This is a genomic window from Algoriphagus locisalis (assembly GCF_900116615.1).
In the GTDB taxonomy this organism is placed as follows: Bacteria; Bacteroidota; Bacteroidia; order Cytophagales; family Cyclobacteriaceae; genus Algoriphagus; species Algoriphagus locisalis.
On sequence record NZ_FPBF01000002.1, the window covers coordinates 515348 to 529178 of the forward strand.

Sequence of the window (13831 nt, forward strand, 5' to 3'; positions counted from 1 at the left end):
TGATTGATAGAAATCCGAAGAGTTAGTTGATTCACTCCCTTGCCAGTAACAATGATAACTTGCCAAGCGGAATCCCTTTTTAACCCCTACTATTAAAGAAACCTCATAAGAAAACACTAAGTTTTATAAGTAGTCATTAATCCATTTAGAGCCGATCTAAGTGTATTTTTTATTTTTTATCTAATTTTATTACATATTTATTATAGTAATTACGTATTTATACTTACTTTTAACGAAGATAAAAATAAGTATTATGGAACCACTACTTACACACAAGGCGACACGGTTAAATCTTCTTGATATTAAAACCGTTCCGATCCGGACTTTCTGGATCACTTCTATCGCATTCTTCATCTGCTTTTTCGCATGGTTCGGCATAGTCCCATTCATGCCTGATGTAGTCAAGGACCTTGGTCTTACTCCTTCACAAAAATGGAATGCTACAGTTCTTGCCGTAGCAGGAACTGTTTTCGCCAGACTACTTATCGGGAAACTTTGTGACAAATATGGCCCGAGGCTTTGCTATACCTGGCTACTAGTATTGGGATCTATTCCTGTTGTCCTCAGCGGATTAGTACAGACACCTATGCAGTTTATGATATGTAGATTGTTAACAGGATTTATCGGTGCTTCATTCGTCATCACCCAAGTTCATACCTCCTTGATGTTTGCCTCAAATGTAGTAGGAACAGCTAATGCAACTTCTGCTGGCTGGGGAAATCTAGGCGGAGGAGCAAATAGACTTGGAATGCCGATCATCGCAGCAATAGTCATTGGCGCAGGAGTAGCTCAGTCAGATGCTTGGAGATATTCCATGGTGATTGCGGGAATAGTCTGCTTTACGATGGGTTTGGTTTATTACTTCTTTACCAAAGACACACCAGAAGGCAACTTCAAAGAATTAGAAGCTAAAGGAGTGAAAGTTCCTACTACTAAAAAAGACAAAGTTGGCTTCATGGAAGCTATCAAAGATTACCGTGTTTGGTTGCTTTTTATCGTGTACGCTGCATGCTTCGGTATCGAGCTGACTGTCTATGGAACTATGGATGACTACTTACAGAACACCTTCCAGCTGGAGAGAATCACTGCTGGAAATATCGTGCTTTCATTCGCATTGATGAATATTTTCGCTCGAACTCTTGGCGGGTATTTTGGTGACAAATTTGGAAAATTACGTGGTTTAAAAGGCCGGGTTTGGTTTTTGGCTGCGATACTAATCGTGGAAGGGCTAATGCTCAGTATGTTTTCTCTGGCCACAGGCCTTTTTGTAGGCTTCGCACTACTGATTGCATTCAGTCTGTCCGTGCAAATGGCAGAGGGGGCTACATTCTCTGTAGTGCCTTTTGTAAACAGAAAAGCTATAGGATCGATCTCTGGAATAGTTGGAGCGGGAGGAAATTTCGGTGCTTTCATCGCCGCACTTTTCCTAAGCTCCAAATCGGCTGTGGCTGAAAAGGCCGCATTGATTGCAAGTGAAACGCTTGGAGCTGAAACCGCGGCAGCCGCACAATCAGCTGCAGCTGCTTCTGCAGTATCGGCTGGCTACTTAGTTATTGGCGGAATGATCGTCATCTCCGGCATGGTGGCGCTTGCAATCAGATTCAGTACCGAAGATGAAAAAGTAGCAGAAGTGGAATTAAGCAAATTGCAACCTGAATTAGTCCGAATAGATAATTAACTTGAAGCACCAGTCCCAAAATAGCTCTTCTGCAATTGACCATTTGTCTTGCGGATGAGCTATTTTGTCTTAATCTATTTCCAATTGTAACTCTTGAGTAGTGATCCCAGATAAAAAAATCAAAACCACTTGTTCCTACTGCGGCGTCGGCTGCGGAATAGTTGCGGGTGTGGACGCTCAAAACAAAGTACAGGTCGAAGGCGATCAAAGTCATCCCGTTAACCAAGGAATGCTTTGCTCAAAAGGCATGAATCTTCACTACGTGGTGAATGATACTACCGACAGAATTCTATATCCTGAAATGCGCTGGAGCAGATCTCATCCTCGTGAACGGGTAAATTGGGAAGACGCATTGGATAGAGCTGCTGGTGTTTTCAAGTCCTTAATTCAGAAATATGGGCCAAACAGTGTGGGGTTTTATATTTCAGGCCAATGCCTTACCGAAGAGTATTACATCGCCAATAAGCTGACAAAGGGCTTTTTGGGCACAAATAATATCGATACCAACAGTCGACTTTGCATGAGTTCGGCCGTGGTGGCTTACAAAAAAACTTTCGGGGAAGACTCAGTTCCCATTTCCTATGAAGATATAGAGCTAGCTGATGCTTTTTTGATCGCTGGCGCAAATCCAGCTTGGTGTCACCCAATCCTGTTTCGCAGACTTGAAAAACATAAGGAAAAAAACCCGAATGTGAAGATCATCGTAGTCGATCCACGTAAAACGGACTCTGCTACTTTCGCAGACATTCACCTGCAAATCATTCCGGGTACTGATATTATTTTGTACAATGCTATCGGTAAAAGAATCATAGACATCGGGCTGGCTGATAAGGAATTCATAGAAAAAAACACGGAAAACTACCAGCAATACCGCAAGCAAGTGATGTCAACTTCGCTCAAAGAAGCTTCCAAACTTTGCGGAATTTCTGTTGATGATATTAAGAGAGTAGCTGAAATCATTGGAGAATCTAAAGGATTCATCTCTATGTGGGCAATGGGGCTTAACCAAAGTGCCATAGGTACGGATAAAAACTTTTCCCTGCTGAACCTTTCTTTGGTGACTGGTAGAATTGGAAAGCCAGGAAACGGTCCTTTCTCACTAACAGGACAACCTAATGCAATGGGCGGAAGGGAAGTCGGCGGAATGGCCAGTTTATTGGCAGTGCACAAAGACCTAAACAATCCAGTTCATCGGCAGGAAGTGGCGAATTTCTGGGGAGTAAATGAGATTTCCCCGGAGCCGGGATACTCTGCCACGGAGATGTTTGAGGCGTTGGAAAGTGGGGAAATGAAGGCTGTTTGGATCATTTGCACCAATCCAATGGTGAGTTTGCCGAATTCGAAGAAGATCGAAAAGGCAATGAAAAATGCCAAATTCGTAGTCGTTCAGGATATTTCACACAAAGCCGATACATTGGAATACGCAGATTTGGTGTTACCTGCAGCTGGCTGGTTGGAGAAAGAAGGTACGATGACTAACTCTGAGCGCAGAATCTCCTACCTGAACAAGGGCATCAATCCTCCGGGAGAAGCAAGACCTGACGTAGAAATTCTTTGTGATTTTGCCCGTAGAATGGGTTTCCGAGGTTTTAATTTTAATAATACCGAAGAGATTTACGAGGAATATTGTGCCATGACCAAGGGCACGAACATCGATATTTCCTTCTTGAATTACGATAGACTTAAGAACGAAGGCACTTTCCAATGGCCAGTTCCGGAGTACAGACATGTGGGAACACCACGCCTTTTTGCAGACAATAAATTCTACACTCCGACTCAAAAAGCAATCTTCAATATTCCCGCTCAAATCGAGAATACTTCTGAAAAAACAAGCAAGGAATATCCGCTGATTCTTACCACTGGCCGTGTTCGTGATCAATGGCACACGATGACTAAAACCGGGAAAGTTTCCCGACTTCGCACACATTATCCTAGCCCGGTTTTGGAGATCAATCCCATCGACGCATACCTAGACAAGGTAAAAGACGGAGATGTGGTGGAAGTAAAAAGCAAAAATGGAATTGTCCGAGTAAAGGCAAAGCTTTCAAAAAGTATTCGTGAGGGTGTTGTTTTTCTCCCGATGCACTGGGGAAAGCAATTGCAAAGTGACCTCAATCGAGCAAACAACTTGACAAAAACTGTGGTCGATCCGCAGTCTAAAGAACCGGATTTCAAATTCACCACGGTATCAGTTTCCAAGTACAAGAAAGCCACTGAGAAAATTGTGGTCGTAGGTGCTGGAGCGGCAGCTTTCAGATTTATACAAAACTACCGAGAACATAACGAATCGGATCAAATTCATGTATTCTCCAAGGAGCCTCATCCTTTTTACAACCGGGTACTTTTGCCTGAGTATGTAACCGAAGAATTGACTTGGGAGCAACTGCAGAAGATCAAGGAATATGAACTTCAAAAATTAAAAATCAGCCTCCACACTGGTCTTTCCATAGAAAAAATTGATCCTGAAAAGCAGGTTGTGGTCGATGATGATGGAAAGGAATATCCCTTCGATAGGTTGATTCTGGCTACAGGCAGCAGAGCTTTCATCCCAAAAGATGCGCAATTAGACCTTCCAGGAAGATTTACGATGCGGAATAAAATTGATGCGGATCGATTTAAAGACTACCTGGATTCAACCAAATTACCTCCCGAAAATCAACATGTAGTAATCATAGGAGGCGGTTTGCTCGGTCTGGAACTCGCTGCAGCACTACAACACAATCGCGTAAAAGTGACAATCGTGCAGCGTGCTTCCCGACTCATGGAACGACAACTTGATGAGGTGTCAAGTAAGCTACTTTCGCTGGATGTTCAGGAGCGGGGAATTCACGTGTATTTTGACAATGAAGTGAGCACAGTCTTCGATGACGAAGAGCAAAAATCACTTTCTATCACCCTAAAAAGTGGTAAAATAATTTATGCTAATGCCGTAGTTTACGCCATTGGTACTCAACCAAACATTAAAATCGCTAAAGATAACGGCATTTTATGTGGTCGTGGAATCAAGGTAAACCAGCATTTACAGACTAATTACCCCAACATTTTTGCCATTGGTGAGATTGCGGAATTCGAAAACCAACTCTTCGGAATCACCTCAGCAGCAGAAGAGCAAGCGATGATTTTGGCGAATTATATTGCCGGAGATGTCAGCAGCATTTATAGCGGATCCGTGCTGATGAATATTCTGAAATTCAAGGATTTGGAACTGTGCAGCATTGGTGATATCATCATCCCTGAAAATGATGATACCTACGAGGAAATCATTTTCACAGACATGAAACGGCGATATTATAAGAAATGTATCGTCAAGGATGATCTTTTGATAGGAGCCGTATTGATGGGGGACAAAAATGAATTTGCAGAATTCAAATCCTTGATAGAGAACAAAATCGAGCTTTCCGAAAAGAGAAAATCACTACTTATGGGCTCATCAGACACACGACCTGTCATTGGTAAACTAGTCTGCAGCTGTAGTCGTGTAGGAGAAGGAAACATACAAGAAGCAATCGCAGGTGGATGCGTAGATTTCACTGAACTGTGTCAGCAAACTGGCGCTGGTTTAGGCTGCGGAAGTTGCAAAACAGAGGTAAGAGAAATTCTTCATCAATCAAAAGTCCTTGCATGAAATCGTCCTTTCATAATAATAAGTGAGATGGTAGTGTCAGCCTGAGCGAAGTCGAAGGCTCTTTTAAATTTAAGTAAAATTATTGTCCTCGACTCCGCTCGGACTGACACAATTTGCTGAAAAAAATAATACGTCAATAGGTAGGACAACATGTTCCGGACAAGGCTATCTGACCATTGAAAAGTAAACAGATGAAACAGACATTCTCAAGAGTTGTAGTTAAAGGCGGAGTGCTATCTCCTGCTGAACTAAAGCAGATTTTGGAACTGGCAGAAAGTGCTGGTTTAGACACAATTTCTTTGGGCTCTCGCCAAGACATTCTATTCATCAAGGATGAAGATAGCTTGGAAATTGATGCTCAGGACAAATTCCAGTTGGTTTCGCCTGAAGAAATCGGCGTGGAAAACATCGTCTCCTCTTATGTTTCTTCTGATATTTTCCCGAATACTCCTTGGCTCACAGGTGATCGATATCTGTATATTTTGGAGCAATTTAGAGTTCAGCCAAACCTTAAAATAAACATCACGGATCCAAAGCAGCGCTTGGTTCCGCTGTTTACAGGCCATCTGAATTTCATTGCATCTCAGCATGAAGATTACTGGTATCTATACGTTCGACTTCCGGAATGGGAAGATACCATGATGTATCCTGCGCTGATCTACAGCTGGGATATGTCGAAGGTAGCTTCGGCTATTGAGGATATTCTTCAAGAAGAACCCGAAACTGTGGAATTCCTTTTTGAGTTGGTAAACGACGCTGTGGACTCCAATAATAGGACTGTTGATACTCCTCTGGAAGTGCCTTTTTATCCTTTTCCCTATTATGAGGGAATCAATCGCGTAGGTGATGATCGCTATTGGTTGGGGCTGTATTGGAGAAACAACAAGTATTACACTGAGTTTCTGAAAGTACTTTGCGATCTCTGCGCGGATAGTAAAATTGGTAAAATCTCCATCACTCCCTGGAAGTCTATTATCATCAAAGGAATCCCTGAAAACACAAAGATTGAATGGGAAAGACTACTTGGGCGTTACGGAATCAATGTGCGTCACTCCATGCTGGAACTGAATTGGCATCTTCCTGTTAACAACAAATCTGCTCTTAAGCTTAAGGAGTATTTGGTGGAAAACTTTGACAAAAGAGACATCAGTACGTACGGATTGACTTTTGGAATCACCGATTACACCCGAAAAGCTTACTATTTCACCTCTATTATTATTGAGAAAAACCAGCCTCCAGTTGGATTGGAAAGCATCAAAATCCGCAACACCTACAATCTGCTCTATGCCAAAAACTTTGACCCAAATACTCAGCAATACATCGTGTATGTACAGGAGGTGGATAAAGTCGAATTGCCAGGATTACTTATAGAGCTAAGTAAGATGTATTTTGAGCAGCTAGGTAAAAAGCCAGCCGGTTCTAAACAGCAGAGTAAACCAAAGGAGATGGTCAAAACAGAGGCATACCAATGCTCCGATTGTCTAACAGTTTATGATCCCGTTTATGGAGATTCATCTCAGGATATTGCTCCGCTGACTCCTTTTGAAGATTTGCCTTCGGAATATCATTGTTCACTTTGCGAAGCACCGAAGTCTAAGTTCACTAAAAAAACGTTTGAGAAGCAAATAGATTAAGTAAAGACTAATAGACTGTATTTCAATCAGTTTAAAAAAGGGTCACTATTTTTCCATTTTTAAAATACTTAGTTTTTTACGTATTTTAATTAGGTTTTAATAAGTACTTTTACGTATATTTCTTACGGAAATAACTTATTGAATCATGAAAAAAATTTTTACTCTGCTCCTCACCCTATTGGCCTACTATCAAGTTGGCTATTCTCAGGAATTCACACTTGATGCGGATATTCGTCCAAGATTCGAATATCGTCACGGCTTTGGAAGTCTCTTCCCAACGGACGCCAAAGCAGCTGCATTCGTAACGCAGCGATCTAGACTCAATTTGGGTTTTCAAGACGAAAAGCTAAGCCTCTATTTAAGTGTACAGGACGTAAGTACCTGGGGCGACACCCAGCAACTCAGCGCTGAAGATGGTAATGACTCTTTTGGCCTTTTTCAGGCATGGCTTCGCTATTCTTTTACCCCCAACTGGGCAATCAAATTAGGCCGTCAAGTCATATCGTATGATGATCAGCGGATTCTTGGGGGAGTGGATTGGGCTATGCAGGGAAGGTTTCATGATGCTGCTATGATCCAGTATTCGAAGGATAAGTTCAAGCTAGATTTAGCTTTTGCTTACAATCAGGAGAATCAAAAAACATTGGGAAGCGATTACACCATTACTGGTTTTTTCTCCTACAAAACCATGCAAATGGCTCACCTTACTAAGTCATGGGACAAAGGATCGATTAGCTTTCTCTTTATGAATAATGGTTTTCAGAAGTACACCAGCGACCCGGTTCCTCAGACAGACGGACTTTATTACCGCCAGACTACAGGCACTTATTTTACATTCACGCTTTCTGCTCTCACTATTACGGGTTCAGCTTATTTGCAAACCGGAATGGCAAATGCCTCTACAGATCTGAGCGCATACCAGTACATGATTGAAGCAAAATATAAAGCTGGAAAAGTGACTTTAATTGGGGGCTTTGAGTCATTGAGTGGTACAGATCAAGCTGGCGAAGAAAAGAATAAATCCTTCTTCCCTCTTTATGGTACCAACCATAAATTCAATGGATACATGGATTACTTCTACGTGGGAAATCATGCCAACAATGTAGGACTGAACGATTTCTATGGCAAAGTAGCCTTATCAATCGGCGAGAAATCTACTTTGGGCCTTAATGCTCACGTGTTTTTTGCCAACGGTGAAATGGCCGACGATTTATCACAAAATTTAGGCACAGAGCTAGACTTGGTTTATGGTAACTCGCTGGGAAAATATGTGAAAATGAATGTGGGTTACTCTCAGCTATTTGCCACGGAAAGTATGAGTGCTGTGAAAGGCGGAACAAGTTCAGAAAACACCAATAACTGGGGTTGGGTGCAATTGATTGTGAATCCTAGATTGCTTACTTATAAGTTCAAGGAGGATTAATCAGAAATTTTTCATAAAATTGGCAAAGGTTACCTTTTTAGGCAACTTTGTTAGGGTGCAAACAACTTACTTTAAATGAGCGAGTTTAAAAGAGAAATCGGATTCTACGAAAACCATTTCAAGGATTTCTATTTTAAACAACAAAAAGTTGTCAGAGAGAAAATTGACTGGACCCTAATGGTTATAAGGACTACTCGGGTGGTACCTGAAAAATTCTTCAAGCACCTTACAAATACCGATGGACTTTGGGAAGTTAGAATTTCAGCTGGCAATGGAATTTTCCGAGTGTTTTGTTTTTTTGATGAGGGAAATTTAATTGTTGTGCTAGGTGGCTTTCAAAAGAAAACACAAAAAACGCCTATTAAGGAAATAAAAAAGGCAGAACGGCTTAAAAAAGAATACTATGAAAACAAATAAAAGAATTACCTCATTCGACGACCATTTAGATCAACAATACGGGAAAATCGGCACTGAGTCACGACAAAAATTTCAAGAAGGATTCGAAACTTTTAAAATAGGGGTATTGATTCAGGAGGCGAGAAAAAAACAGAACCTCACTCAGGAACAACTCGCAGAAAAAGTAGGAACTACGAAGAATTACATTTCGAGAATTGAAAATAACGCGAGCGATATCCGATTATCCACATTGATGAGAATAATCCGAGAAGGACTAGGAGGACATTTAACCCTTAATGTAGAAGTGTAATCCTGCCAATAACTTTTTAATTGGATTGCTCGAATTTCTCTTTCGCTCCGTCCAAATAGTCAATAAAAGCCTGAATATCGGTATCATAACCTTTGGGTTGGGCTAAAAGATTTTCATTATGATCCAATATCACATAGTAAGGCTGAGCATTATTTTGGAAGCGGGTAATCTGAAAATCAGCGTTTTGCTTTCCTAATGTTTTTTTGACCTTATTGTCGTATTCAGAAGTGTACCATTCACTTTCAGGAAGTTCCAATCGCTCGTCGATGTAAAGTGCCACCATGACAAAATCTTCTTTCAGACGCTTTAATACCTGAGGATCCACCCAGACATTTTCTTCCATCTTACGACAATTCACACAGCCGTGTCCAGTGAAGTCAATGAGCAAAGGTTTATTGGCTTTTTTGGCAGCGCGCATTGCTTGCTCATAATCGAAATAACCTTGAATTCCATGAGGGATCTCCAGTGGGATATCAGCGTATTTGACAGGTTCGCCAAGGATATTTTCTCCAGCTTCAGTATTTAAGCCACCAGTCATTTTAAATTGCTGAGTGGACATCGGCGGTAGATAGCCACTTAGGTATTTCAGTGGAGCTCCAAAAAGTCCGGGAATCATATAGAGCACAAACATGAATGTGAACAATGCCAAAAGCAGTCTTGGCACTCCTATAGTTTCCATAGGTGAATCATGTGGAAGGCGAATTTTACCCAAAAGATAAAGTCCCAATCCTGAGAAAATCACAATCCAGATGATCAGGAAAATATCCCGATCCAGGATTCCCCAGTGGTAGACTAAATCAGCAATGGAAAGGAATTTGAAAGCTAAAGCGAGTTCCAAGAAACCCAGAACAACTTTCACAGAATTCAGCCAACCACCTGACTTCGGAAGTCTGTTCATCCACTCCGGGAAAATGGCGAATAAGGTAAATGGAATAGCGAATGCAAGTGAAAAAGCAAACATTCCTAAGATTGGTTTAATCAATTCCCCTCCAGCGGAAGAGATCAAAATTGATCCCACAATTGGGCCTGTACAAGAAAAGGAAACCAACACTAACGTGAAAGCCATGAAGAAAATGCCTGTCAGACCTCCCTTTTCAGACTTTTCATCGATTTTATTCACAAAGCTGGAAGGCAAAGTAATTTCAAACATGCCTAGAAAAGCGAGTGCGAAAAAGATGAAAATCCCAAAGAAAAACAGATTTGGAAGCCAGTGCGTTGCCAGCCAATTGGCGAACTCAGGGCCTTGGATAGCTGCTACGGCGGTACCGGCTATCGTATAAATAGCAATGATCGACAACCCATAAATAATGGCATTTCGAATCCCCGTTGCTTTGCTTCCTGCACGTCCAGTAAAGAAGCTCACTGTCATTGGAATCATAGGGAAGACACATGGTGTTAGCAAGGCCGCAAGTCCAGCCAAGAAAGCCAACACCATAAAACCTAGTAGCGACTCGTTCTCCTGAATCGGAACAATTTCAATGGATGAATCCGCATTCTCTTCCCCTACCTCATTAAATAGATTTTCATCGCTGTCAGCAGAAGTATTTGTGGAGTTAGACGATTGAAAAGGAATTTCAAAGTCTTCCTCAAAAGGCGGGGTGCATTTTCCGGTAATATCATTACACATCTGATATTCCACAGTACCTTGAATAGTACCGGAATCAGCTTTTAGGAGGATTGCTTGCTCAAACCTCCCTTTTCCTATGAAGTATTTAACGTCACCTTCCCAGATATCCTCGTACTTTGTCTTGGGGTCAATAGCCGTAAAGCCTCCTTTTAACTCATAACCCGCTGGATTATCCAGCTTCAAATTTGCCAAAATTGGACCGAGCTTCGGATCAAAATCATTGGCATAGATATACCAGCCAATTGGAATTTGTGCATCGAACACCAGAGTAGCTTCATCACTATGCACAGGGCTAGGCTCGAGGGAAATCGTCCATTTTGGTGGAGCTACAATCCCTAGTTCTGCTGATTCCTGTTGTCCTGCTTCTCCAAAAACTGGAGTGTTTGTTTCTTGCTTTGCTGTAAAAGCTACCTCAATCTCTTCATCATAATTGACACACTGACCAGTTACATCAGAACACATCTGATATTCCAGTGTTCCTGAGATTTTTCCTGAAGTAGATTTAGGTACAAAAGATTGCTCAAACCGCCCTTTCCCAATGAAATATTTGACGTCTCCTTCCCAGATATCCTCGTACTTTGTCTTGGGGTCAATAGCCGTGAAGCCACCTTTTAACTCATAACCCGCTGGATTATCCAGCTTCAAAGTTGCCAAAATCGGACCTAAATCCGGATTAAAATCATTGGCATATATGTACCAGCCAATTGGAATTTGGGCCTCGAAGACCAAAGTCGCTTCTTCACCTTGAACAAGATTTTTTGGCTCGATGGAAACAGTCCATTTTGGTGGAGCGATAATCTGTGCTTGGGCGTAGAAACTGAAGAAAAGCAATGCCAGTAGCAGTAGTTTTCCTGATTTTCCTTTGGCTTTAGTCATGAAGTTGGAAAAGAAATGAATTGAGAATTGGGGGCAATAGGTGGGTTTATTTTTCGCTTAGTTTTCTAAACTGACGGAAGAATGCCGCGATAGTTTCTATTCCAATAAAGTAATTTTTCACGCCATAATGCTCATTCGGCGAATGCAGCGCATCTGTGTCCAGTCCAAAACCAAACAATATCGGATCAGAACCTAGTTCCTTTTGGAACAAAGCAACGATAGGAATAGATCCACCTTCACGGGTAGGAATTGGTCTTTTACCAAAAGTCTCCTCCATAGCTGCCTCAGCTGCCTTGTATCCAATAGACGAATCGGAAACGACTGCCGGTGCGCCACCATGATGAGCTTTCACTTTCACCTTCACGGATTTTGGAGCGATGGATTTAAAATGATTTTCGAACAACTCAGCGATTTCTCTCCAGTCCTGATCAGGCACTAAACGCATGGAAATCTTTGCATGAGCTTTGGACGGCAAAACAGTTTTTGCTCCTTCGCCAATATATCCACCCCAGATTCCATTGACATCCAGCGTAGGACGGATCCCTACTCGCTCGATCGTCGTGAAACCATTTTCTCCATGAACATCATCAATGTCCAATTTCTCTTTGTACTCATTTAGATCAAAAGGAGCTTCGTTCAGACGCTCTCTTTGCACAGCCGTCAACTCCTGCACTTTGTCGTAGAAACCTGGAATTGTAATGTGTTTGTTCTCATCCTGCATAGAAGCAATCATATCACAAAGCACATTAATTGGGTTGGCAACAGCTCCTCCGTATGTACCTGAGTGAAGGTCTCGATTGGACCCGGTTACTTCCACCTCCATGTAAGCCATACCTCGTAGACCGACCGTGATGGAAGGATCTTGCATGGAAATCATGTGCGTATCAGAAATCAAAATGACGTCAGCTTTCAGTTTCTCTTTATTTTCGATTACGAATTTGTCCAGGTTGTCAGAGCCGACTTCCTCTTCTCCTTCGATCATGAATTTAACGTTGCAAGGCAAATCACCAGAAGCCATCATCGCTTCAAAAGCTTTCACATACATGTAAAACTGTCCTTTGTCATCTGCTGATCCACGGGCGAAAATTGCTCCTTCCGGATGTATTTTTGTCTTTTTGATCACTGGCTCAAAAGGTGGAGAATCCCAAAGCTCATAAGGATCAGCAGGCTGCACATCATAATGCCCGTACACCAAAACTGTCTGTAAAGCAGGATCAATGATTTTCTCTCCGTAAACAATTGGATACCCTTTCGTCTGGCAGATTTCCACTACGTCAGCACCTGCTTTTTCTAGACTTTCCTTTACAAAATTAGCTGCCGCAAAAACATCATCTTTAAATTTGGGATCGGCACTTACCGACGGAATGCGGAGCAAATCCAATAATTCATTAAGAAATCGATCTTTGTTGTCACGGATAAAATCATTAACAGCCATATATCTGGGGATTATTTAGTACAGCTTCAAAATTATCCTTTTCAGCCTGAAATGCCTATTTTAAAAATGTAATTGTCAGTAAAGAAGACAGTAAGAACGAGAGAACCTGGTGAGTTTACAAAAAAAATCAAACCACATAGAATCATAGAAAAGACAGCTGTAAAAAGCTTTGTGCTCTTTGTTTGTGCTATAAAATGATTTTATCACAAAAGTCATAAAGGCATCAATGTTAGGACTGCTCGTACCATTAAGATTAGGTATGAATTCTCGACTCTGAAACCTATGATTCTATGTGGTCAAAAATTTTAAACCACATAGAATCATAGAAATCATAGCTTTAAAGTGCATTGTGGACTTTGTTTGTGGTGAAAATGGCTTTACCACTAATGCCATGAAGACAATTTTCCTCAGATCGCTTTCACATTCACCTCAATATTGCCTCTGGTTGCTTTAGAATAAGGGCAAACTTCATGAGCTGCATCTACCAATTTTTGAGCTTCTTCCAAAGACGCTGCATGCGGAATTTTCACATGAATATCCACTGCCAATCCAAAATCTCCAGGACCATAATTTCCTAAATGAACGTTAGCTGTGATCTCGGAATCACGTAAACTTGTCTTGCCAGCTACAGCTCCCAAAGCTCCTCCAAAACATGCTGCATACCCGGCCGCGAATAACTGCTCAGGATTGGTTTTTCCTCCTTCACCCCCAATTTCCTTCGGCATGGCTACATCAAAATCAATTAAACCATCATCTGTTTTAACATGACCTTTTCTTCCACCTGTATTAATGGCTACTGCTGTATAATCGACATTCAGTTTTTTCAT

General features: G+C 41.6%; 9 protein-coding genes. 6 read left to right on the top strand and 3 right to left on the bottom strand.

All coding sequences use genetic code 11. The features are described 5' to 3' along the window. The first annotated feature begins 253 nt into the window (after positions 1 to 253). The 6 genes from BM386_RS07225 (at position 254) to BM386_RS07250 (ending at position 9066) form a co-directional block, all read left to right on the top strand. Positions 254 to 1678 (top strand): MFS transporter, encoded by a 1425-nt coding sequence (locus tag BM386_RS07225; RefSeq protein WP_091692391.1) that lies wholly within the window; start codon positions 254 to 256, stop codon positions 1676 to 1678. Positions 1679 to 1781: 103 nt separating this feature from the next. Beyond that, positions 1782 to 5303, top strand: coding sequence for a molybdopterin-dependent oxidoreductase (locus tag BM386_RS07230; RefSeq protein WP_091692873.1), 3522 nt, complete (start codon positions 1782 to 1784; stop codon positions 5301 to 5303). Between the two features lie 191 nt (positions 5304 to 5494). Next, entirely contained in the window at positions 5495 to 6937 is a 1443-nt protein-coding gene (locus BM386_RS07235; RefSeq protein ID WP_091692392.1) for a rubredoxin, read from the top strand. Positions 6938 to 7082: 145 nt separating this feature from the next. Then, positions 7083 to 8360: an alginate export family protein gene (locus tag BM386_RS07240; RefSeq protein WP_091692393.1), complete on the top strand. Its 1278-nt coding sequence runs from the start codon at positions 7083 to 7085 to the stop codon at positions 8358 to 8360. Between the two features lie 75 nt (positions 8361 to 8435). Then, positions 8436 to 8777, top strand: coding sequence for a type II toxin-antitoxin system RelE/ParE family toxin (locus BM386_RS07245; RefSeq protein WP_091692394.1), 342 nt, complete (start codon positions 8436 to 8438; stop codon positions 8775 to 8777). Then, positions 8764 to 9066, top strand: coding sequence for a helix-turn-helix domain-containing protein (locus BM386_RS07250; RefSeq protein ID WP_091692395.1), 303 nt, complete (start codon positions 8764 to 8766; stop codon positions 9064 to 9066). The genes BM386_RS07245 and BM386_RS07250 overlap by 14 nt, the downstream gene beginning before the upstream one ends. A 16-nt stretch (positions 9067 to 9082) precedes the next feature. Here BM386_RS07250 and BM386_RS07255 read toward each other — a convergent pair whose 3' ends face one another. From BM386_RS07255 to BM386_RS07265, 3 genes are all read right to left on the bottom strand, one after another. Then, positions 9083 to 11569 carry a protein-disulfide reductase DsbD family protein gene (locus BM386_RS07255; RefSeq protein ID WP_244545474.1) on the bottom strand — a complete coding sequence of 829 codons (2487 nt, stop codon included), beginning with the start codon at positions 11567 to 11569 and terminating at the stop codon, positions 9083 to 9085. Positions 11570 to 11615: 46 nt separating this feature from the next. After that, positions 11616 to 13004: a dipeptidase gene (locus BM386_RS07260; RefSeq protein ID WP_091692396.1), complete on the bottom strand. Its 1389-nt coding sequence runs from the start codon at positions 13002 to 13004 to the stop codon at positions 11616 to 11618. 407 nt (positions 13005 to 13411) lie between these two features. After that, positions 13412 to 13831, bottom strand: a complete 420-nt coding sequence (locus BM386_RS07265) for an organic hydroperoxide resistance protein (protein WP_170857056.1) — start codon at positions 13829 to 13831, stop codon at positions 13412 to 13414.

Bases quoted from the DNA above. Each gene is read 5' to 3' on its own strand.
- BM386_RS07225 (WP_091692391.1), top strand. From the start codon at position 254: ATGGAACCACTACTTACACACAAGGCGACACGGTTAAATCTTCTTGAT.
- BM386_RS07240 (WP_091692393.1), top strand. From the start codon at position 7,083: ATGAAAAAAATTTTTACTCTGCTCCTCACCCTATTGGCCTACTATCAA.
- BM386_RS07260 (WP_091692396.1), bottom strand. From the start codon at position 13,004: ATGGCTGTTAATGATTTTATCCGTGACAACAAAGATCGATTTCTTAAT.
- BM386_RS07250 (WP_091692395.1), top strand. From the start codon at position 8,764: ATGAAAACAAATAAAAGAATTACCTCATTCGACGACCATTTAGATCAA.
- BM386_RS07235 (WP_091692392.1), top strand. From the start codon at position 5,495: ATGAAACAGACATTCTCAAGAGTTGTAGTTAAAGGCGGAGTGCTATCT.
- BM386_RS07265 (WP_170857056.1), bottom strand. From the start codon at position 13,831: ATGAAAAAACTGAATGTCGATTATACAGCAGTAGCCATTAATACAGGT.
- BM386_RS07245 (WP_091692394.1), top strand. From the start codon at position 8,436: ATGAGCGAGTTTAAAAGAGAAATCGGATTCTACGAAAACCATTTCAAG.
- BM386_RS07255 (WP_244545474.1), bottom strand. From the start codon at position 11,569: ATGACTAAAGCCAAAGGAAAATCAGGAAAACTACTGCTACTGGCATTG.